We start from the raw sequence: 21,458 nt of genomic DNA, 5'->3' as shown, positions 1-21,458 counted from the left end.
GACCACTAGATGGAGTTCACGGTGTCGAATACCACCTGCCATATGTCGATCTCGCTGGACGGCTTCGTCGCCGGACCTGACCAGAGCCGTGAGGCCCCCCTGGGAAAGCGGGGGCAGGAGTTGCACGGCTGGCACATCGGCGACCCGCGGGCAAACGACGCGGACAAGATCGCGAACGAGTGGCTGATGCGCCCGAGGGGCGCCTACGTCATGGGCCGCAACATGTTCGGCCCGGTCCGCGAAGACTGGGACGAGGACTGGTCGGGCTGGTGGGGTGCCGAACCGCCCTATCACGCGCCGGTGTTCGTACTGACCCACCATCCCCGTGATCCGATCCCGATGGAAGGGGGGACGACGTTCTACTTCGTGACCGACGGCTTCGACGCCGCGTACTCCGCTGCGTGTCAGGCCGCAGGCGGCAAGGGCGTGGACATCGCCGGTGGTGCCTCGGCCGTCCGGCAGGCACTGGCAGCCGGGGTGATCGACGAACTCACCCTCGACATCGCGCCCGTTCTGCTCGGCTCCGGCGAGCGGATCTTCGACGGGATCGACTTCGACTTCGAGCCCGTCGAGGTGCTCCACTCCCCACTGACCACCCACATCCGCTACCGCCGCACCACCTGACCGTCGGACCCGCCACCGCGCCGCGCAGCAGCCCGGTCGTTCGATCTAGGCGTTCGCCTCCCCGCCTGCGTGTAGTGGTCAGGGCAGAGGCCGAACGGCTCGGCTCGACCCGGCTGGAGAACCTCGACCGGAAGGCCGATCGGTCGCGCGTGCACCTGGCGTTCACGTCGGCCGGAGCCGACCGGCGGTCCGCGTCCGCGCGGATCGCCGCTCACCCCTCTGCACCAGGAAGAAAAGCATGTGGGCGGCATGAACGGACGTCCGTCCGAAGCCTCACCCGTGGTCGCGCCTCGCCGACGGGGACCGGAGCCCCTCGCGGGGCCCGCCGCAAACGCCTAGTGCTGTTCGTCGCCGCCGTCGGCGAAGAGTTCGCTGCCGGTGACGAAGCTGCTCTGGTCGGAGGCGAGGAACAGCACCGCGTTGGCGACTTCCTCGGGCCGTCCCGGGCGGCCGAGCGGCACGGAGTCGCCCAGCTGGCGGACGAGTGCGTCGGCCGAGGCCTCGTCCGGAGCCAGCCCGCGTAGCCCCTCGGTCTCGATCGGGCCCGGCACGATCGTGTTCACGCGGATGCCCCGGTCGGCCAGTTCCACCGCCCAGGTACGGGCGAACGACCGGATCGCGGCCTTGCTCGCGGCGTAGACGCCGAACGCCGCCGTGCCGCTGGTGGCCGCGGTCGAACCGGCCAGGATGACCGACGCCCCCGGGTTGAGCAGCGCAAGGGACTTCTGCACGGTGAACAGCGTGCCGCGCACGTTGATCGAGAACGTCTCGTCGAAGTGCTCGGGGGTGACGTCGGGCAGAGCGGCGAACGACCCGCCGCCGGCATTGGCGAACAACACGTCGAGGCCGCGTCCGTGCCGGCGGATCTGCGCGAAGATCTCCTCGAGGTCCTCGGCGCGGGATACGTCCCCGCGCACTCCCCGGCCGTTGCCGCCCAGCGTCTTGACCGTCGCGTCGAGCTCGGCCTGGCGGCGGCCGGTGACGAAGACGAACGCGCCCTCGTCGGCGAACCGCTGTGCCGTCGCCCGGCCGATTCCCGAGGTGCCGCCGGTGACCAGGGCGATCTTGTCGTCCAGTTGACCCATGATGATGCTCCTGTCGACTGTCTCAGCCCTGCGTGGACCGCAGGACTTTGGTCCGTAGCCGGCTCGCGGTGGATCTGTGCGGCGTCGCATGGCGGGACAACGGTCTGGGACCGCAGCGTGCGCTCGTCGCCGGGACGTTCCCGCCGACGGACCCGGCCTTGCACGACGGCGTCTCCTACGTCCGCGTCCTCGGCCTCACCACCCGGGGCCCTACCCTCCAGATCGCCAACCCGATCTACCGGGAGGTCATCCTGCGGGTGCTCGGCGCGCAGGTGGAGAGCATGGGCTAGCTCAAGGAGCCGAACGGCGGCCGCACCGGTCCGTCGTCAGCGGGGAAGGCCTGACCAGACCCAGCGGAGGAGGAGCGGGACGGCGTACGGCACGAAGGACGTCGGGAAGAGGGAGCCCAGGAGCCCGATCGTCGTCGCCGCCCGGATCTCGCCGCCCTCGTGACCAATGGGTCGAACCCGCCCGTCGCCCACCGGGGCTCGTCGCTCTGGTCCTCGCCCCCGTGGGACGACGGCCACGCGGCTCCGGTGGCCCTGCGCCTAGGCTCTGACGTGGGGTGTGCCGGGGCGGTCGTAGACTCGGTGGCACGATGCGCATGATTCGGAGGGCGGGGTCGCACGGGCTGGTGATCCGCAAGTCGCGGTTCGTCTGCACGCTGGCCCGGGTGCGTACCGAGGCCGAGGTGGCGGAGTTCCTGAGCGGTCATCGGCGTGCGCATCGTGACGCCTCTCATAACTGCACGGCCTATGTGCTCGGTGAGCGGGGCGAGATCACCAGGAGCAGCGATGACGGGGAGCCAGCCGGGACGGCGGGGATCCCGATGCTGGAGGTGCTGGTGCGGCGGGGGTTGACCGACACGGTCGCCGTGGTGACGCGGTATTTCGGCGGGGTGAAGCTGGGTACGGGCGGTCTGGTGCGCGCCTACGGGGAGGCGGTCGCGGCGGCGGTGGACGCGGTCGGGGTGGTGGAGCTGTGCCCGGTGGTGACGGTCACGGTGCGGGTGGAGCACGCGCTGGCGGGCCGCTTTCTGGGTGATCTGCATGGTCGGGGTCATCAGCCGGGCGAGGTGCGCTACGGCGTCGGCGTGGAGGCCGAGGTGGCGGTGCCGGTCGAGGACCTGGACGGGTTCGAGGCGTGGGTCGCCGGGGTCACGGCGGGCAGGGCGTCGATGGAACGCGGCGCCACGGGCTACGTGGAGATCCCCGTCACCGACTGAGGCGGGGGCGTTTCGGCTGCTCGACCGTCCGGAGACCACCGGGACGCGGAGGGCGAGCCATCCGGTGAGCAGCGCGGCGCCGGCCCCGTCGATCGGATCGTGGGACGCGGCGTTCGGCCTCGGTGTGATCGCGCGACTTCCCGCACGCGCCCCTACCGGGAGAGGATGGGGCGACGGCCGGACTTCTGGGAGGCGTGAGTGCGGACGGGGCTGGAGATCGCCGGGCGTTACCGGGTGGAGGAGAAGCTGGGGCAGGGCGCGTTCGGCGAGGTGTGGACGGCCGAGGACCTGCTCAGGGAGCGGCGGGTGGCCGTCAAGTTCCTGCACCGGCATGTGGCGGATTCCGAACCGCTGTGGTTGAGCAAGTTCCGGCAGGAGGCGCGGATAGCCGTCCGGCTGAACCACCCGGGGGTCACGTCGGTCGAGGACTTCGGCGAGTACGACGGGCAGTGGCACCTCGTCATGGAACTCCTCGACGGCAGGGATCTCGGCCGTGAGATCGCAGGGCATCCGCAGGGCCTGGAGCCCGGCCGGGCGGTGCGGCTGGTCGAGCAGGTGGTGCGCGCCCTGCGCGCCGCCCACGAGCACGGGATCGTGCACCGCGACCTCAAACCGGGCAACCTCATGCTCCTGGCGGGCGACCGGATCAAGATCTGCGACTTCGGCATCGCCCACATCGCCGAGGCGACCGCGAGCCACAGCATCGACGGCCGCCAGGTCGGCACACCCGCCTACATGGCTCCCGAACAGTGGCTGGGGCAGCCCGTCGACCACCGCACGGACCTCTACGCGGTCGGTGCCATCCTGCACACCCTCCTCACCGGCGCCCCTCCCTTCCCCGGCCCCACCGTCACCGCCTTCATGGGCCAGCACCTCACTCTCCCCCCACCGCCCGTCACCCACTCCGACATCCCCGCCCGCCTCTCCGACCTCATCCAGAACCTCCTCCACAAGGACCCCGCCGATCGCCCCGACCACACCTTTGTGCTCAACGCCCTGGCCGCTTCGGCCGAGCCCGCGGATCCATCCGCGGCGGATCGCCCACCGGCCGGCGGCATCGAGGCCGCCCGCTACTGGTTCGTCAAGACCATCGAGACGGAGGACGAGGACCAGGCGCCGAGGGCGATGCTGAACCTGGGGCTGCTGGAGTGGGGACAGGAGAACCACGAGGCGGTGCGTTCGTGGCTGGCGAGGGCGGCGGATTCGGGGCACTCCTACGCGGCTCCGTTGGCGATGCACAACCTGGCCATCCTGGAGCGCGACCACGGCGGAGACACGGAAGTGGCCCGCTCCTGGTTCGTCAAGGCGATCGAGACCGAGGACGAGGACCAGGCGCCGAGGGCGATGCTGAACCTGGCAATGTTCGAGTGGGGGCAGGGAGATCTGGGAGCGACGCGCTCGTGGCTCCTGAAGGCCGCGGACTCCGGGCACTCCTACGCGGCTCCGTTGGCGATGCACAACCTGGCCATCCTGGAGCGCGACCACAGAAGCACGGATTAGCGGCCCGGCACGGTCGTGCGCGGCCTCCAGCCGGTACCTCACGGTCGCCGTAGGCGCGGCGCTCCGGCGGTCACGCCGACCACGGCCGGGCCGCAGGCATCCGTGTTCGATTCCGCGGGCCGGATCGACTCACGACCGGTTCGGACGCGAACTACGGCATCAGATCACCTGGCTTCCCGGATCCCAGGAGACCAGGATCCGGGCCTTGTCCGATCACCGACCGGGCGCTAATTTTCGAGAGTCAGATTCCTGTTATCGTTCCCGGGAGTGGGCATGCCGCAGCCGGTCGTGACCTTGCACCAGGACGTGGTGGCCGAGTTGACGGGGCCGGGAGGCGACTTCGAACTCGAACAGGTGACGGTCGGCGGGCTGGAGTTCCGCGCTTTCAAGCGGGCGCCCGCGAACCTCGGGGACTTCTTCGCCGAGGCGGGGTCCGCCTTCGGGGAGCGCGTCCTCCTCGTCCAGGAAGGGCGCGAGCACACGATCGGAGAGCTGCTCGGCGCGGCCCGGAGGCTGGCCGCGTCGCTGCGGGACGAGTTCGCCGTCGCCGCGGGGGACCGGGTCGGCATCGTCATGCGCAACCGGCCCGAGTACCTGGTCTCCCTGTTCGCGGTGGCCCGCGCCGGCGCCGTCGCCGTGCTGTTCAACAGCCGCGGCTCGGCCGCCGAACTCCGCGCCGCGACCGACGACGTCCCGTGCTCGGTCGTCATCGCCGACGAGCCCAGGGCGGGGAGGCTCGCCGAAGGAGGCTGCGCCGTGCCGGTCGTCGTGGTGCGCGAGTCCGGTGGGCCCGGTGGGCCGCTCGATTACGCGGCGCTCGCCGGGACGGACCGCCGCGAGGCCGAGCCCGTGCCCGTCGACCGGGATGCTCCGGCCTGGATCCTGTTCACCTCCGGCACCTCCGGAAGGGCCAAGGGCGCGGTTCTCACGCAGCGCAACGTCGGCAACATGATCGCGAACATGAGGTTTCTGAAGGAATCGGGCATCGAGCTCAACTCGCGCCTCCACGGGGTACCCGCCGACGTCCTCAGGAAGCACCTTCCCCCGCCGGTGTCCCTCCTGGTGTATCCGCTCTTCCACGTCTCCGGGCTGAGCGTCCTGATGACGGCCCTGCTGAACGGCGGCAGGACCGTCGGCCTGCGCCGCTGGGATCCGGTCGAGGCGGGCCGACTGATGATCGCGCACAGGGTGACCCTGCTGTCCGCCCCGCCGCTCGCCCTGCACGACCTGCTCTCCCTGCCCGACGCGGCCGAGGTGCTGGGCGGCCTCGTCCAGATCGGCGCGGGCGGGCAGGCCACCCCGCCCGGCCTGGCCCGACGGATGAGCGAGAGCGCGCCGGACGCCGCGCAGGGCGGCGGCTGGGGGATGACCGAGACCGTCGCGACGGTGTGCAGCATCGCGGGGCCGCTGGTCCAGGCGCGCCCGGGGGCCGCCGGCCGCGTCATCCCGATCATGGACGTGCGCGCGGTGAACGAGGAGGGCCTGGTCCTGTCTTCGGGCGGCACCGGAGAACTCGAAGTGCGCGGGGTCCTGGTCATGAGCGGCTACTGGGGCCTGCCCGAGGCGACGAAGGCGGCGTTCGACGGCGAGTGGTACCGCACCGGAGACCTCGGGCACGTCGACGCCGAGGGCTTCGTCCACGTGATCGACCGGATCACCGACATGGTGATCAGCGGCGGCGAGAACATCTACTGCGCCGAGGTGGAGAAGGTGCTGTCTCTCGTGGACGATTTCGTCGAGGTCGCCGTGTTCGGCGTCCCGGATCTTCGGCTGGGCGAGCGGACCATCGCGGCGATCCGCCCGCGTGCGGGCGCACCGACCTCCCAGGAGGAGGTCAAGGCCCTCGTGGGCGAGGCACTCGCCGACTACAAGGTGCCCAGCGAGGTCGTCTTCCTCGCGGAGCCCTTCCCCCGCACCGCTACGGGCAAGGTGCTGAAGGCGGAACTCCGCGCGGCGTTCCTGACCGGCGCGACCTGACCTCCAGGCGGTGCGAGCGCGCTAGCCGGGCCTGCCGGATTCGGGGAGCATGTCGATGTAGACGTCGGCGATGCGGTAGATCTCGGCGTAGCTGCCGTCGTGATAGGCGGCGTTGACCAGCTGGCTGGAGATGATCGACCAGAGCATGATCGCGGTGTCCTGGGTGGTGGGGGTGCCCAGGACGTCCATGTCCCGCGCGAGGAGGCGCTGGGCGTTGCCGGCGATGGCCGTGCGGATCGGATCCACTTCCACGTCGTTGCTGCTGTAGAGCAGCATCAGCAGCTTGAAGAAGCGGGGCTGTCGCTCGAAGGCGCCGATGACCGCGTGCACCCGGGCGCGGATGCGGTCCTTGGCGGCGCTGGACGCCGGGGCGATCTGATCGGCGCTGATGTTCGCCAGCCAGTCCTGGAGGACGACGGCGTAGAGATGGTCCTTGGAGACGAAGTAGCGGTAGAGCGTGCCCTGTGCGACCCCGGCCCGCTGGGCGACCTCGCTGATGCGGATCTGCTCGTAGTCCTGGTCGGACAACGCCGACAGGGCCGCGTCGAGGATCCGCCGCCTGCGCTTCAGCTTGTAGGCGGGCATCTCCTCGGTGTCCATCGAGTGCCGCTGAGGCGCCGCCGCCATGTCCTCCACGACTCCCCTCCCACCGGGTTCCCCGGGCCCCGAAGTGAAAATGATAGTCCCATTCCGGATCACCTCCAGGACCGTGTGAAGGGCGTCGCGCGGCCTTCCTGATCCTCTCGGCCCGACAACCACTGCTACGAGGCGGTGGACGCCATCACCCGCCACGTCACACAGGGTGGTACGTGCGCCAGACCGAGTCGGCGGTGGGCGCGTGCCAGCACTCGCTGAGTCTGAGGCGCGCGCCGATTCCGGTGCGGGTGACGCAGGGGAACCCCCCGAGGATGAAACCACCGAACTCGGGCATGGGTTTGAACGCCCAGGTGTGGTCGACGGTCACTCCGAGACAGGGGCCGAGGTAAAGGCGGTCGTGTTCCTTCCCTGGCGTGGCGTTGTAGTCCCTGTCCAGGCAGAGCCCGGTGTCGGCGTGGACGATATTGAGCACCTGGTAGCCGCCCCCCACATCACAGCTGGGAATCTGCTCGTCGCCGAGGCACGTGAACACCCAGTCCTGGTCCGCGCCGCCGGTGCAGCCCGCGGAGTAGACGAAGGAGCGGCCGAGGATCTCGACCGCCTCGATGCAGGTGCCGTCGACGACGCTCGTGATCTGGACCGTCCGCCCGATCGGCGCATAGGCCACCGCTCCCGTCGCCCCGACCACACTCGACCCCACCACGAGCGATATCACCACGAGTACCCTTACGGCACTCCGCCTCACCCGCTCCGCCGGCCGACCGCGCAAGACCATCACCACCCTTCGGAGACCTACGCGGCCTCGACGCCGCGACGAGCGGCACGTTAACCACCCGCGTCCGTGGGCCGAAAGGGCACACTGTCCCGGCCACGCCCGGCATCCCGGGACAGCGCGCCCTGCGGGTCCGGCCAGAGCCGGTGGCGGGAGCGATGAGCCGGCGTGGCCGCACGCCCGCGACCGCCGCGAGATGTTGCGGTGGCCTCCCTTCAGGGGGCGCGGACGATGGCCTCGCGCAGGTCGTCGGCGATCCCCGCTCCGCCGGTCGGTTCGGCCCGGGGGATGCGGCGGGCGGCGGCTGCGGGTCCGGGCTCACGTGGACGGGTCCCGTCCGGCGGCCGGGCGGAGGCCGGTCAGGCCCGGTCGGGGCTGCGCGGGGCGCGGACGCCGTCGAGCAGGACGCGTAGGTAGGCCTCGACGCGGGCGGGTGGTTCGGGGGCGAGGCCGAGGGCGAAGACGGTGCCGCAGACCAGGTGGTGCAGGTCTTCGTCGGTGAGGTCGGCGCGGAGCGCGCCGCTGTCGCGGGCTCGGTCGACGACCGTACGGGTGAGGTCGCCGAACTCTCTGCGGAGCGCGGTGGTCTCGGGGAGCACGTCGTCGGCCGGGAGGGCGGCGATGACCTCGGCGAAGGCCGCGTCGGCCAGTTGCCCGTCGAGCAGGCCGCGCACGAGGACCTCCACCGCGGTCCGCGCGTCGTCGTGCGAGGCCGCGGTGCGGGCACCGTCCAGGACCGCGGCGAACGCGGGGGCGGCGAGCGCCTCCAGCAGCGCCCGCCGGGTGGGGAAGTGCCGGTAGGCGGTTCCCACGCCCATGCCGGCGCGGCGGGCCAACTCGTTGAGCTGCAGCGACAGGTCCCCCGACGCGACGGCCCGGCGAGCCGTCTCGAGAAGGAGATCTCGGTTGCGGAGGGCATCGGCGCGCTGCGGTGACATGAGCCGATCCTAGCCAACCCGGATTCTTAATCCGGTTGTGCGGGAGAGGTCGTGAACGGCACCGCGGCGCGGGGCGCCGCAACCCCCGGCGCCCCGCGCCGAACGCCGCCACTCACCGGGCGGCGCCTGCCCGACGTCCGCACCCACCGACGCACTGCGGGGGTGGCGGTGACGGCGGTGGCGGATCCGGGATGAACCCGAGTGGAGCCCGTGTGGCTGTTCGGCGCGTGCGGGGGGAGTCCGGCCGGATCCTCGACGTGTTCGAGGGACCCGCCTGCCCCGGCTGGATCCGGACCGTAGGGCCCGACGGTAAGACCCGCCCGGACGAGTGCCCTCAATGCTGCTCACTGTCGGCTCGAGGCGCGCCGTGGGGGCTCAGGTGGTGATCATGGCGTCCATGAGGCGTTCGCAGGCGGCCGAGCAGGTGCGGCAGGAATCGGCGCAGAGTTGGCAGTGGGCGTGGTGGCCGGCGTGCTCGGCGCATTCGTCGGCGCAGGTGTCGCAGGCGACGATGCAGGATCTGAGCTGGGCCACGCTGAGGCCGGCGTCATAGCCGGTGTGGCGCGAGAGGACCTTGGCCGTGGTGTCGCAGATGTCGGCGCAGTCCAGGTTGGTGCGCACGCATTTGCCGAGCATCGCCAGGTCGGGCTCGCTGAGGCACGCGTCGGCGCACGCCGTGCAGGCCTGCGCGCACTCGATGAGCGCGCTCACGGTGTCGGCCATGAGGTCGCGGTCGAGGGTGATGTCGGCCGGATAGGTCCTGATCATTTCAAGGACGGGCATGACGATCTCCGTTCACATAGAACGTCCCACAAGGCCGGAAGTACCCCTCTAGCCAATTGTGAAACTCTCATATTGAGAAGCTGGAGGGGATGGCGTCGCGGAGGGTGGCGACGGTGTAGATGAGGAGAGGGCTGCCACCCATGAGCGAGTGCGCGGTGGCACGGGTGCCGTCCGGGTGCGTGGAGATGGGCGGAATGCGCGACGGTGCCCGGAGCCTCGGCGCCCGCGTCCGGCAGGACTTCGGTCGCTACATGACCGAGGCCGCCGAGTCGGCCGCGTTGGTCGGTACGGCGACTGGCTGCGGGGCCGGCTGGAGAGCGGCTCAGGGTGCCGTTGGGCCGGGGCGGGATGCCGTGGTGGTGAGGGCGATGAAGGCGTCGGCGATGCGGTGGACTTCGGGGAAGCTGGTGTCGTAGGTGAGGGCGGCTTGGGCCAGGGAGTGCAGGATGGCCATGAGCATGACGGAGGCGTCGTAGGAGTCGGTCACGCCGGCGGCGTGGAAGTCCTGCGCAAGTAGGCACTCCGCGTGCGAGGCGACCTCGGCGAGGACATCGTGGACCGCAGGGTCCGGAGCCGAGTACAGGAGCAGGTTGAGGAGGAAGAACTGCGGCTGGGCCTCGAACGTCTCCAGAGCGGCCGAGGTGCGCGCGCGGACGCGTTCTGAGGGCGCCAGATCGTCGAAGGGGAGGAGGAACCGGCTGGTCCGGAACCATTCGCGGATGACGATCGCATAGAGATGGTCCTTGGAGGGGAAATGCCGGTAAAGCGTTCCCGGCGCCATCTGGGCGCGTTGCGCGATCTGTGAGACGTGGATCTGCTCATAGGGCTGTTCGGCGAGAGCCTCCGTGGCGACCCGCACGATGAGGTCCCGTCGCGCCTGCTTCGCGCTGGACCGCTTCTCGTCCTCGGCGGGCCTGGGCGGCGGTTCCGCGGAACGGGCAGGCCGTGTCCGCGTGAGGCTCTCCGGCGCAGTGCACAGGTCGATGAACCGGGTGATGCGACGGTGGGCGGTGGAGAGCGGCATCTCGTGGATGATGACTCCGGTGAGAAATGACCGCATGAGTGCCTGAAGGGTGACCGCGGCGTCGTAGGGAGAAGAGACTCCGCAGGCGGCGAATCCCCGGGCGTACAGCTGACGGGTCCGCGCGCTCAACGCCGACATTTCCGCCCGGACCTCGCGCTCTGTGCTGGTGGAGAGCAGGAGTTCGAGTCTGAAGAACTGTGGCTGCCGCTCGTAGGCGCCGATGACGGCCCGGGCACAGGCGTGGACCTCGCCGGGCTCGGCTGAGGTCACGGCCCGTTGCAGCTCGCGTTCGGCCCACCGGCGCAGGACGACCGCGTACACCTGGTCCTTGGACGCGAAGTAGCGGTACAGGGTGGCCTTGGCCATCTCGGCGTGCCGCGCCACGTCATCGACCTTGATCTGCTCGTACTCCTGATCCTGGAGGATCTCCAGGGCGGCCTCAAGGATTCGCTCGTAGCGCACCTGCTTGAACGCGGGAGCCCGCATCTCGGCGTCCCGTGAACGCTCCCATGCCCGGTCGGCCATGATCCCCTCCGGCTGTCCGGCTCACCCACAGTTCGCGAACCCGAGTCTCATTCTATATGTGATCAACCGGGCGCTGTCTCCCTCGCGGTGTCCATCGGGAACGGTTCACCAAAACACAGGACTCCCGGGCCGCACATATCACCAGCCGATAGCACCTAAAGTGCTTATGCATGAGCTGAGAGTGATAGGTGTAACCTGGTATTGAACTTGGATCTGGAGTCTCGTACGGTGTGTGTTCCCCGACACATCTCGGGATCCCCGGCTTCGGCGCGATGCGCGTGCGACGCCTCCGAGGAGGACCCATGACCGATCCGTGCATGACGATCAACGGCCTGCCCGTTCCGGCGAAGGCGACGTTCGAGGTGATCGATCCGGCGACCGCCGAAGTCTTCGCCCAAGCCCCCGACTGCGGCCGTGAGCAGCTCGACCTCGCCATGTCCAGCGCGAACGCCGCGTTCGGGCAGTGGCGGCGTGACGATGACCGCCGCCGTGAGGCACTGCGTTCAGGCGCTGCCGAGCTGTACGCCGACATCGAGCGGATCGCCGGTCTGCTGACCCTGGAGCAGGGCAAGCCGCTGGAGGACGCCAGGATGGAGGTGATGGGCGCGGCGTACTGGCTGAACCACTTCGCCGACCTGAAGCTTGCGCGCGAGATCGTCCAGGACGACGAGAACGGCTTCGCCGAGGTCGTCCGGCGGCCGCTGGGCGTGGTCGCGGCCATCACCCCGTGGAACGTCCCGGTGACGCTCGCAGCCTGGAAGATCGCCCCGGCGCTGCGGGCGGGCAACACGATGGTGCTCAAGCCGTCGCCCTACACCCCTTTGTCGACCCTGGCGATGGGTGAGGCGCTGGCGCGGGCCTTGCCGCCCGGAGTCCTGAACGTCGTGTCCGGCCTTGAGCCCCTGGGAGCGCAGATGACGGCCCACCCTGTGCCGCGCAAGGTGAGCTTCACCGGCTCCACCCCGACCGGCATGGCCATCGCGCGCACGGCCGCCGACGACCTCAAGCGGCTGACCCTGGAGCTGGGCGGCAACGACCCGGCGATCCTCCTGGACGACGCCGACCCCGAGGTGATCGCCGAGAGCCTCTTCTGGGGTGCCTTCGCCAACAACGGGCAGGTCTGCCTCGCCGTCAAGCGGGTCTACGCGCCGGAGGGCATCTACGCCGACGTCGTCGAGGCGCTCGCCGAGCGGGCCCGCACCGTCAGGGTCGACGCAGGGACAGTCGACGGCGCACGGCTGGGGCCGATCAACAACCGGCCGCAGTTCGACCGGGTGGCCGGACTGGTCCGGGACGCGCTGGCCAAGGGCGCTCGGGCCGCGGCGGGCGGCGCTCCCCTCGACCGGCCGGGCTACTTCTTCGCACCGACGATCCTCGCCGACGTGTCGGAAGGCCTGGCCATCGTCGAGGAGGAGCAGTTCGGTCCCGCCCTGCCCGTCATCGCCTACCGCGACCTGGACGACGTGATCGCCCAGGCCAACAGCGGACCGTACGGGCTTACCGCCTCTGTGTGGTCACCCGACATCGCCCGGGCCCGCGCCGTCGCCACCGAGCTGGAGTGCGGGCAGGTCGCCATCAACGCGCACGGCACGGGAGCCCGCCCCGATCTGCCGTTCGGCGGCGTGAAGCACAGCGGTATCGGCGTTGAGAACGGCGTCTGGGGCCTGCACGGCTTCACCGACGTCCAGACCGTCGTCTCCCCGGCCATCCCACAGCGCTGATCTTCACCAAGGAGTGACCCCCATGGACCTGTTCACCACCGCCCACCCCTTCACCACCGGCGTCGACATCTCCTCCGACGAGTTCTGGAGCAAGCCGTTCGACGAGCGGGACAAGGCCTTCGCGCGGCTGCGCGCCGAGGCCCCGGTCAGCTGGCACCCGCCCGTCTCTTACCCCGCCCCGCACGGCGAGCAGGGCTTCTGGGCGGTGACGCGGGCCGCGGACATCACCACCGTCAGCATGGACAGCGAGACGTTCCAGTCCCGCAACGGCTTCACCCTCGACCCGATCGGCGCCTCCGCCGCGGGCGGATCGTTCTTCCTGGCCATGGACCCGCCCGAGCACAGCAGGTACCGCAGCCTGGTCAGCGCGGCGTTCACACCCAAGCAGATCAAGAAGATCGACGACCGGATCGCCGCGAACGCCCACCTGATCGTCGACGACTTGATCGGTGCGGGTGAGGTCGACTTCGTAGAGGCATGCTCCAGCCGACTGCCCATGGAGACGGTCTCCGACATCGTCGGCGTGCCGGCCTCAGAGCGCAAGCGGGTCGCGCAGGCGGCGGAGAACCTGTTCGGTGCGGGCGAGGCGCACAGGATGGCGCCCGAGGAGGCGGTGAACCTCAAGATGGAGGAGGCGATCTACCTCTACTCCCTGGCCAAGGACCTCGCGGCCCACCGCCGCGCGAACCCCGCCGACGACCTGCTCACCAACCTGGTGCAGGCCGAGATCGACGGGCACGGCCTCACCGACGACGACATCGGCGCGTTCATGCTGCTGATGGCGACCGCCGGCAACGACACCACCAAGCAGACGACCAGCCACACCATGCTCAGCCTGGCCGCGCATCCCGAGCAGCGCGACTGGCTGATGAAGGACTTCGACGGCCGCATCATGGGCGCGATCGAGGAGTTCGTCCGCCACGCCACCCCCGTCATGACCTTCACCCGCACCGCCTCGCGTGATGTCGAGCTGAACGGCGCGCAGATCGCCGCCGGGGACAAGGTGGCGATGTTCTACTGCTCGGGCAACCGCGACGAGAGCGTCTTCGACAACGCCGCGGCGTTCGACCTGTCCCGGCCCCGCTTCCCCCGCCACGTCGCCTTCGGTGGCGGTGGCACCCACTTCTGCCTCGGCAACGGCGTCGCCAAGGTCCAGCTCCGCTCCATCATCGGCGAACTGCTGCGCCGCCTGCCGGACATCACCTTCGGCACCCCCGTGGCGATGAAGAGCAACTTCGTCAACGGCATCGAGTCCCTGCCCGCGCACGTGGGCTGAGGGAAGATCAGGGAGACATCCATGCTGATTCACGTCGACTTCGCCAAGTGCACCGGCCTGGGCATCTGCGAGTCGCTCGCTCCGGACTTCTTCGAGATCGACGAGGACGGAAGGCTCCTCGTCCCGCGCGCCGACCTCACCGGCATCACCGACGCGGAGCTGGCCGACGTCCGTGACGCGGTCGTCGCCTGTCCCACCGCCGCGCTGCGCCTGGCCGAGGATACGTCCGAATGAGCGACCGTAAGCCCCTCGTCGTCGTCGGAGCCTCGCTGGCGGGCTTGCGCGCCGTTGAGAGCGCGCGGGCCTCCGGGTACGACGGTCCCATCACCTTGATAGGGGCCGAGCCCCACCTTCCCTACGACAGGCCGCCGCTGTCCAAGGCGTTCCTCGAAGGCAAGACCGACGTCCCGATGTTCCGTGAGGAGGCCACCTACGCGGCCGAACTGGGCGTCGAGGTCATGCTCGGCGCGCCCGCGGACAGGCTCGACCCCGATGAGGACATCGTCTGGGTGGGCGGCGAGCCGGTCGAGTTCTCCGCGCTCGTCGTGGCGACCGGAGCGTCCGCCCGCATCCCGGAGGCGTGGGCGGCGATCCCGGGCGTCACCTGCCTGCGCGGCCTGGACGACGCCCTCGCGGTGAAGTCCGCGCTGGAGTCCGGGGCGCGGGTCGTCGTCATCGGCGCGGGATTCATCGGCTCCGAGGTCGCCTCGGCCGCCCGCCACCACGGCTGCGCCGTCACCGTGCTGGAAGCGCAGCCCGCACCGCTGGCCAGGGCCGTTGGCACGGATCTCGGGCACGCGCTGGCGGCCGTCCACGTGAACAACGGCACCGACCTGCGGCTCGGCACCGCGGTGCGGGCGATCCACGGGACGGGGCGTGTCGAGTCCGTCGAGCTCGACGACGGCACGCTGCTGCCCGCCGACCTCGTCGTCGTCGGGATCGGTGCGAGCCCCGCCACCGCTTGGCTGCGGGGATCGGGTGTCGCCCTGCACGAGGTGGATGGCGGGATCCTGTGCGATGAGCACCTCGCCACTTCCCGGCCGGGCGTGTACGCCGCGGGCGACGCCGTCCACTGGCCCAACGCGCTCCTCGACCAGGAGCTCGTCCGGCTGGAGAACTGGACCAACGCCGCCGCCCAGGGCGGCGCGGCGGGCCGCAACGCCGTCCAGGCCGGCGATCCCCAGCGCTACGAGACCGTCCCGTACGTCTGGAGCGACTGGTACGACACCCGCATCCAGCTCATCGGGCACCCCGCCGAGGACGAGGTCAAGATCGTCTCCGGCGAGGTCGGAGGGGAGCGCCTGATCGTTCTGTACCGGTCCGGCGACCGGCTCGCGGGTGCTTTCACCCTCAACGAGCCCGGCAAGATCATGAAGTACCGGCGGCTCATCCACCGGCGCGGCACCTGGGACGAGGCTCTCGCCCTGTTCCCCGCGTGACCCGCGCCCCTTCTCCCCACCCCGACGTCCTGCCGGAGGCAGCACCCATGACCACTTCCCTGAGCGCCGTTCTGCGGGACCCGGCCGGCCCGTACTCTCTGGAGACCCTCGAACTCGACGAGCCCGGCCCCAGCGAGGCCCTCGTCCGCGTCGTCGCCTCGGGCCTGTGCCACACCGACCTGATGGGACGCGCCGGCGTGCTGGGCGAGCACTTCCTGCCCGCCGTCCTCGGCCACGAGGGCTCCGGCGTCGTCGAGAAGGTCGGGCCCGGCGTCACCGACTTCGCGCCCGGCGACCACGTCGTCCTCAGCTTCGACTCCTGCGGCACATGCCCAGGCTGCCTCGCCGGGCGTCCCACCGACTGCACCGGCTTCGAGGCCCGCAACCTCAGCGGCCTCACCGCCGACGGCCGCCGTACCGCACGCGACGCCCGAGGCGAGCCCGTCACCAACCGGTGGTTCGGCCAGTCCTCCTTCGCCCGGTACTCCCTGACGACGGTCCGGAACATGGTGAAGGTCGAACAGGATCTGCCCCTGGAGCTGCTCGGGCCGCTCGGCTGCAGCATCCAGACCGGCGCCGGATCCGTCCTCAACGCGATGCGGCTCGCCCCCGGGCAGTCCCTCGCCGTCTTCGGCGCGGGCGCGGTCGGCCTGTCGGCGATCATGGCGGCCCGCCTGTCGGGTGCGAGCGACATCGTCGCGGTCGACCTCAACCCCGCCCGGCGCGACCTTGCCCTGAAGCTCGGCGCCACTCGCGCCGTCGACGGCGGCGACGCGGACGTCGTCGGGGCGGTCACCGGGGGCGGAGGAGGGCTCGACTTCAGCTTCGACACCACCGGAGTCAGCGCGGTCATGGCCAACGCCGTGCGCGTGCTGAACCGGCCGGGTACCTGCATCCTCGTCGGCGCGGGCATGGACATGCTCACCCTGCACCCGGCCGAACTGACCGGTAAGACCGTCACCTATCTCTACGAGGGCGGCGCCGTCCCACAACTGTTCATCCCCCGCCTCATCGAGCTGTGGCGCCAGGGCGTGTTCCCCTTCGAGGAGCTCATCACCCGCTACCGGCTCGACGAGATCGACCGGGCAGAGGCCGACGCGATCGCGGGCACCGCGGTCAAACCCGTCCTTGTCATGCCCTGATCCCTCACGATGTGCAGCCCTCGCGGAACACCGCGGGGGCCACTCGTCATGCCCGGTCCCCGGAGAGGCGGTAAAGTATCGAAACAAGGTTCTGAACTAACGCCATGATCAGGGACGGGAGTGCCCATGACAGCACCCGACGCGCGCCAGGAATTGGATCTGCGCGGCCTCCTGCGCCAGGTCGAGGCGAGCGGCACCAGGCCGCACCGGTTCTGGCTGGCGCCCAAACCCGGACAGCAGGAACGGTACGAGCGCATCCTCGTGGCGGCGATCGAGATCGCCCGCGAGAAGGGATACGACGCCGTGCAGATGCGTGCGGTCGCCGCGCGGTCGGAGGCGTCGCTGGCCACGGTGTACACCTATTTCACTTCGCGGGACTATCTAGTGTTCTGCGCCGTGGTCGGCTGGTCCTCGCTCGCCCGCTGGCGGGCCGGCCAGGAGGCCGACCAGGGCGGCACGCCCGAAGAGCGGATCATGGCGGTGTGGGCGCGTCTGGCGTACGTCTGGCTCGACGAGCAGCGACTCCTCGAGACCTGGGCGCGGTCGATGATGACGCGCGACACCCGCGTCGCCGACGCGATCCGGAACACCGACTGGCTGTATTGGGCTGGCGACGTCAGCGAACTCGACATCGCGGAGGAGCTCAAGGACCACCTCACGCTGGCCAACGAGCTCTTCTTCGCGGGCGTCGTCCGCTGGGCGTTCGGCCAGGCCGACCTCGACACGGTCCTCGACCGGGTCCTGGCGTTCGCCCGCCGGCCGCTGGAAGCCGCCGCGGTGAGGTCCTGACGGGAGTGGCCGGAGCCGTCCCGGCGGGCGGCGACGGCCTCCGCGGCATTCGCCGCGGAGGCCGGGGGAGCCGTGAGGATCAGGCTTCGCGTACCGCGAGGGGCGCCGGTGCCGCCACGGCGGCGGAGCGGCGGAAGACGGTGAACGCCACGCCTATGGCTATGACGATCACCGCGATCAGGTATCCGAGCGTGAGAGCCCAGGCTCCGGCCGTGGGCGCGGTGGTGCCCGGGACGACGTCGGAGGAGATGAGCGAGGACGCCGCGGCCGTGCCGACCGCCATGAGGAGGTTGCGCACGACCTGGGCGGTACCGATGAACGCGCCGGTGTTCTCGGCGGGCACGGACTCCACCAGCATGTTGTAGATGGCCGCGAGAAGGAACGCCGCGGCCACGCCCATCAGCACGATCGCGGTCCCGACGACGGGCACCTCCTTGTTGAGCGGGCTGCGCAGCAGCAGAAGGATCGCCACCAGCGCGATCCCTCCCGCGATGATCGACAGCAACGCGCCGCCATGCCGGGCGGCGAACTTGCCGGCGAGCGGTGAGAGCGCGAAGCCGATGACCGCGCCGAGCATGCTGATCCCGCCGAACTGCGTGGCGCTCAGGCCCGCGCCCACCGGCAGGTCCGCCGGCAGCTGCGCGGCGAGCGGCGAGATGATCGAGGACACCGACAGCAGGCCGAGGCCGCTGAAGACGACGACGAGCATCGTCCGGGAGATCTTGGCGTCGATCATGAGGCGCAGGTCAACGATCGGGTCGGACGTCCGCAGCTCCCACCACACCCAGACGGCCAGCAGTACCGCGCCGATCCCGGCGGTCGCCAGGACGGCCGACGAGCCGAAGCCCTTGCCGTTCGCGGAAGTGAGCCCGTACAGGACGAGGGACAGCGCGGGCGTGAGCAGAGCGGCTCCGACCCAGTCGACACGGCCGGAGCCATCGGCCGAGCCGGGGGAGTTCGGCAGGGTCAGGACACAGGCGAGCAGGGCGAGGAGGGCCAGGCCGCCCGCTGCGGCGAACATCAGGCGCCACTGCCCGGCGTCGATGAAGATGCCCGCGACGAGCATGCCGAGGCCGCCGGACAGGGTCGCGGTCGCGGTGATGATGGAGACGACGACGGGCACCCGCTTTTCGGGCATGGTCTCACGGGCTATGCCGATGAGCAGCGGGATGATGCCCGCACTCGTGCCCTGCAGGGCGCGCCCGGCGATGAGCGCGGGCAGCGTGCCGAACACGATGCTGACGACCGAGCCGAGCAGCGACAGCGTGAGGAGCACGACCAGGACGCGGCGGCGTCCGTAGAGGTCGCCGAGCCGTCCGGCGACGACCGCGGAGACGGCGCCGACCAGGACGAAGATGGTGATGATCCAGGAGACGGCGACGAGGTCGGCCTGGAAGTGCTCGGCGAAGAACGGGATTCCGCCGAGCACCATCGACTGCTCGAAGATGCCGGCGCCCTCGATGAGCATCATCGTGAGCAGGACGGCGAGGAACGGTCTCGCCTTGGGGGCAGGGGCGTTCACGAAGTCTCCCTTAGTGGGGTGGGGTGGGCCGCGAGCGCGTGCGCAGATGGCTCGCGAGCGGTGAGGGAGTGGCACGCCGAAGAGGCGGCGAAGTCGAGGCGCGGGGAGAGAAGCCGATCATGACGATGGATCCGGCTAACTGAGCTGAAGTTTGTGAATGATTCGATCGTGTGTCAAGGGTGCTACCACCCTTTCGTCCTGAGGTGGCAGGTCGGGGGAAGTCTGGCTTGACGGTCGACATGCCCTGTGGGTAGCGTCACAAAACATGATTCAGAACGAAGTTACAGCACAGGCTTCGGACGTAGGTTTCGATCCCGCGCAGTTCGACGGCAAGTGGCGGATGGCCCGTGCGGCCTCGACGATCCTCGACCCCGAGACGGGCGAGATGAAGCAGGAGCCGATCCTCGACCAGTGGGCGGAGAACCGCACGGACGGAGACGTCATCACCTACACGATCGGCGTCCAGATCGCCGAGAACCTGACCGTGCACATGGGCTACACCGTGAAGATCAACGACCCCCAGTGGGTGCCGTACACGGTCGTGAAGATCGACGGCGACCCGGATGACCCCCGCATCGCGCCGGGCGACCTGCTCAAGGGCGGCATGGTCCTCGGGCAGCCGATCGCGTGGATCAAGCACGTGTACGTCGACCCGCGCACCCAGTTCCGCATCACCAAGAACCTCGACGGCACCGCCCAGTACGTCCTTCAGCGCCGCCTGTCGGAGGACTTCCAGATGCTCTACGGCCATGTCCTCACCCCGGACGGCCGCCTGGAGATCGACAAACACTTCTACCGCGAATCCGACTGATCCGTGCCCGGACCCGCCTCCGCAGGCGCACTGGAATGGGGCGTCAAAGCCGGGTTCCGCCGCTACGTGCAGGGCCTGCCCGACGGGTTCTGCGACGTCTCCACCGAGATCGACCTCCCCGGCGGCGGCAGATTCGGCTTCCCCCTCACCGGCGCCGAAGGCTCCCCGCCGTTCCTGCTCCGCTTCACCGGCACGGTGACGTTCCGGGGGCACGGCGGCCTCCTGTCGGTCACGATCACCGAGCCCTGGCTGTTCCTCCGCGGCGGCGCCTGGACCCTGACGGTCCGCGCGGCCTCAGGAAGGCTCCCCCTGGCCGTCGGCCGCCCGTCCGCATCGTCCGCACGCCGCGTCCCCGTCGCCCTCACCGCCGAGGGCGCCGCCCTGTTCGGCGGGAACTACCCGGCCGCCGAGCCGATGGACGACCTCGTCCTCCGACTCCCGACAGAAAGCAGACCACCCCATGTCGCATGAAGTCCTGCACGCGCTGCCTTCGGCGCAGAACACCCAGATCGCCGAGCAGGTCAAACGCGCCTACGCCGCGCTGCGCCCCGACCACGACGTCGTCCGCGTCGAGTTCCCGTTCGGCGGTCCGGGCTGGATGACCCTCAAGTACGACCTCACCCGCGAGTTCTACAACGACCCGCGGTTCAGCATCGAGAAGATGACCGAGCTGGACGACTACCCGCGCATCCGGCAGACCGAGAAGAGCGCCACCGCCTCCTTCCTCCAGTACGACGGAGCCAAGCACCAGTCCAAGCGCGCGGTGCTGATGAAGCACCTCACCGTCAAGCGCGTCATGAAGCTGCGCCCGCAGACCGAGCGGATGGTCTTGGCCGCGCTCGAGGAGTTCGAGGCCCAGGGCAACCCCGCCGACGTCACCGACGTCATCGGCCGGATGCTTCCGATGAAGGTGCTGTGCGCACTCCTCGGCTCCCGCGACCTGGATCGCGAGGTCATGGAGGCGTCCTACTTCCTCGTCGACTCCCGCGCCCAGACGATGGAAGAGGTGAGGCAGGCCTACCAGACCATCACCGGCTTCTTCAACGAGCTGTACGAGGACAAGAAGCGCAACCCCGACGACGGCCTGATGAGCACCCTCATCCACGACACCGAGTCCGGTAGGTGGACCGAGGAGGAGCTGCGCGGCCTCGGCTTCACCCTGCTCGCCGCCGGGCACGATGCGACCGGCAGCATGCTCAACGGCATGCTCGAATGGCTGTCCTACGAGCCCGACCTGTACGCGCGGCTGCGCAGCGAGCCGGAGGCGTTCCCCCGCGCCCTGGAGGAGCTGCTGCGCTGCACCACCGTTGGGATCGGCGTCGCCCGCGGCAGGATCGCGCTCGAGGACATCGAGATCGGCGGTGTGCAGATCAAGGCCGGCGATGCCGTCGGCGGCAACCTCGTCGCCTCCCACCACGACCCGGACGTCTACCCGAACCCGGACGTGCTCGACATCGACCGCGTCGACCCGGCCCCGCACATGGCGTTCGGGTACGGCCCGCACGCCTGCGTCGGTGCCCAGCTCGCCCGCATGGAGATCACCGTCGCGCTCCAGGCCATCCTCCGGCGCTACAAGACCTTCACCAACGTGCTGCCCGCCGAGGGCTGGCGCGAGCGGCGCGGCATGAAGGGCCCGCAGGAGCTCGTCGTGCGCTGGGAGAAGGGGTGACGCACGGCGTCACCCGCATCGGATGAGGAACGGAAGGAC

General features: G+C 70.1%; 21 protein-coding genes. 14 read left to right on the top strand and 7 right to left on the bottom strand.

The genetic code is table 11. From position 1 onward, the window contains the following. Positions 1-9 precede the first annotated feature (9 nt). Complete coding sequence (locus EDD29_RS24100; protein ID WP_246052969.1) at positions 10-624, top strand: dihydrofolate reductase family protein; 615 nt, start codon at positions 10-12, stop codon at positions 622-624. 335 nt (positions 625-959) lie between these two features. Here the strand turns inward: EDD29_RS24100 and EDD29_RS24095 are convergent, their stop codons facing one another. Further along, a complete protein-coding gene (locus EDD29_RS24095) occupies positions 960-1,709 on the bottom strand; it encodes an SDR family NAD(P)-dependent oxidoreductase (protein ID WP_123666589.1) in 750 nt (249 codons plus the stop codon). Between the two features lie 68 nt (positions 1,710-1,777). On the opposite strand from EDD29_RS24095, the gene EDD29_RS24090 reads away from it, so the two are divergent. The 4 genes from EDD29_RS24090 to EDD29_RS24075 all read left to right on the top strand — a co-directional run bounded on the left by EDD29_RS24090 (position 1,778) and on the right by EDD29_RS24075 (position 6,411). Continuing rightward, complete coding sequence (locus EDD29_RS24090; RefSeq protein ID WP_123666588.1) at positions 1,778-1,999, top strand: hypothetical protein; 222 nt, start codon at positions 1,778-1,780, stop codon at positions 1,997-1,999. Between the two features lie 308 nt (positions 2,000-2,307). Continuing rightward, positions 2,308-2,934 (top strand): IMPACT family protein, encoded by a 627-nt coding sequence (locus EDD29_RS24085; RefSeq protein WP_123666587.1) that lies wholly within the window; start codon positions 2,308-2,310, stop codon positions 2,932-2,934. A 198-nt stretch (positions 2,935-3,132) separates the two neighbouring features. Continuing rightward, positions 3,133-4,434, top strand: coding sequence for a serine/threonine-protein kinase (locus EDD29_RS24080; RefSeq protein ID WP_123666586.1), 1,302 nt, complete (start codon positions 3,133-3,135; stop codon positions 4,432-4,434). A gap of 273 nt (positions 4,435-4,707) precedes the next feature. Next, positions 4,708-6,411: a class I adenylate-forming enzyme family protein gene (locus EDD29_RS24075; RefSeq protein WP_123666585.1), complete on the top strand. Its 1,704-nt coding sequence runs from the start codon at positions 4,708-4,710 to the stop codon at positions 6,409-6,411. 21 nt (positions 6,412-6,432) lie between these two features. On the opposite strand, the gene EDD29_RS24070 is transcribed toward EDD29_RS24075, so the two are convergent. From EDD29_RS24070 to EDD29_RS24050, 5 genes are all read right to left on the bottom strand, one after another. Further along, positions 6,433-7,038 carry a TetR/AcrR family transcriptional regulator gene (locus EDD29_RS24070; protein WP_123670652.1) on the bottom strand — a complete coding sequence of 202 codons (606 nt, stop codon included), beginning with the start codon at positions 7,036-7,038 and terminating at the stop codon, positions 6,433-6,435. Positions 7,039-7,204: 166 nt separating this feature from the next. Continuing rightward, positions 7,205-7,726 (bottom strand): RICIN domain-containing protein, encoded by a 522-nt coding sequence (locus EDD29_RS24065; RefSeq protein ID WP_148086072.1) that lies wholly within the window; start codon positions 7,724-7,726, stop codon positions 7,205-7,207. Positions 7,727-8,139: 413 nt separating this feature from the next. Beyond that, positions 8,140-8,718 carry a TetR/AcrR family transcriptional regulator gene (locus tag EDD29_RS24060; RefSeq protein ID WP_123666583.1) on the bottom strand — a complete coding sequence of 193 codons (579 nt, stop codon included), beginning with the start codon at positions 8,716-8,718 and terminating at the stop codon, positions 8,140-8,142. Between the two features lie 375 nt (positions 8,719-9,093). Next, on the bottom strand, positions 9,094-9,501 hold the full coding sequence (locus EDD29_RS24055; RefSeq protein ID WP_123666582.1) for a four-helix bundle copper-binding protein: 408 nt from the start codon (positions 9,499-9,501) through the stop codon (positions 9,094-9,096). 322 nt (positions 9,502-9,823) lie between these two features. Next, positions 9,824-11,050 (bottom strand): TetR/AcrR family transcriptional regulator, encoded by a 1,227-nt coding sequence (locus EDD29_RS24050; protein ID WP_123666581.1) that lies wholly within the window; start codon positions 11,048-11,050, stop codon positions 9,824-9,826. Positions 11,051-11,352: 302 nt separating this feature from the next. On the opposite strand from EDD29_RS24050, the gene EDD29_RS24045 reads away from it, so the two are divergent. The 6 genes from EDD29_RS24045 (at position 11,353) to EDD29_RS24020 (ending at position 17,417) form a co-directional block, all read left to right on the top strand. Beyond that, positions 11,353-12,771 carry an aldehyde dehydrogenase family protein gene (locus EDD29_RS24045; RefSeq protein WP_123666580.1) on the top strand — a complete coding sequence of 473 codons (1,419 nt, stop codon included), beginning with the start codon at positions 11,353-11,355 and terminating at the stop codon, positions 12,769-12,771. A gap of 22 nt (positions 12,772-12,793) precedes the next feature. Next, a complete protein-coding gene (locus EDD29_RS24040) occupies positions 12,794-14,047 on the top strand; it encodes a cytochrome P450 (RefSeq protein WP_123666579.1) in 1,254 nt (417 codons plus the stop codon). 21 nt (positions 14,048-14,068) lie between these two features. After that, entirely contained in the window at positions 14,069-14,281 is a 213-nt protein-coding gene (locus tag EDD29_RS24035) for a ferredoxin (RefSeq protein ID WP_123666578.1), read from the top strand. Continuing rightward, positions 14,278-15,486 (top strand): NAD(P)/FAD-dependent oxidoreductase, encoded by a 1,209-nt coding sequence (locus tag EDD29_RS24030; RefSeq protein ID WP_123666577.1) that lies wholly within the window; start codon positions 14,278-14,280, stop codon positions 15,484-15,486. Before EDD29_RS24035 ends, EDD29_RS24030 begins: the two co-directional genes overlap by 4 nt. Positions 15,487-15,533: 47 nt before the next feature. After that, positions 15,534-16,628 (top strand): NAD(P)-dependent alcohol dehydrogenase, encoded by a 1,095-nt coding sequence (locus tag EDD29_RS24025; protein ID WP_123666576.1) that lies wholly within the window; start codon positions 15,534-15,536, stop codon positions 16,626-16,628. A gap of 126 nt (positions 16,629-16,754) precedes the next feature. Next, complete coding sequence (locus EDD29_RS24020) at positions 16,755-17,417, top strand: TetR/AcrR family transcriptional regulator (RefSeq protein WP_123666575.1); 663 nt, start codon at positions 16,755-16,757, stop codon at positions 17,415-17,417. A gap of 79 nt (positions 17,418-17,496) precedes the next feature. On the opposite strand, the gene EDD29_RS24015 is transcribed toward EDD29_RS24020, so the two are convergent. Then, a complete protein-coding gene (locus EDD29_RS24015; protein ID WP_123666574.1) occupies positions 17,497-18,939 on the bottom strand; it encodes an MFS transporter in 1,443 nt (480 codons plus the stop codon). Positions 18,940-19,204: 265 nt separating this feature from the next. On the opposite strand from EDD29_RS24015, the gene EDD29_RS24010 reads away from it, so the two are divergent. Genes EDD29_RS24010 through EDD29_RS24000 form a run of 3 tightly spaced genes read left to right on the top strand, consistent with a single transcriptional unit; the run spans position 19,205 to position 21,419 of the window. Beyond that, positions 19,205-19,750, top strand: coding sequence for a hypothetical protein (locus EDD29_RS24010; RefSeq protein ID WP_148086071.1), 546 nt, complete (start codon positions 19,205-19,207; stop codon positions 19,748-19,750). A gap of 3 nt (positions 19,751-19,753) precedes the next feature. Beyond that, positions 19,754-20,221: an HtaA domain-containing protein gene (locus tag EDD29_RS24005; protein ID WP_123666572.1), complete on the top strand. Its 468-nt coding sequence runs from the start codon at positions 19,754-19,756 to the stop codon at positions 20,219-20,221. Further along, positions 20,211-21,419: a cytochrome P450 gene (locus tag EDD29_RS24000; protein WP_123666571.1), complete on the top strand. Its 1,209-nt coding sequence runs from the start codon at positions 20,211-20,213 to the stop codon at positions 21,417-21,419. Before EDD29_RS24005 ends, EDD29_RS24000 begins: the two co-directional genes overlap by 11 nt. Positions 21,420-21,458: the final 39 nt, after the last annotated feature.

This window comes from Actinocorallia herbida, assembly GCF_003751225.1.
Classification (GTDB): domain Bacteria; phylum Actinomycetota; class Actinomycetes; order Streptosporangiales; family Streptosporangiaceae; genus Actinocorallia; species Actinocorallia herbida.
The sequence above is the reverse complement of the archived record's forward strand: the minus strand, read 5'-3'. Positions and strand labels throughout refer to the sequence as shown.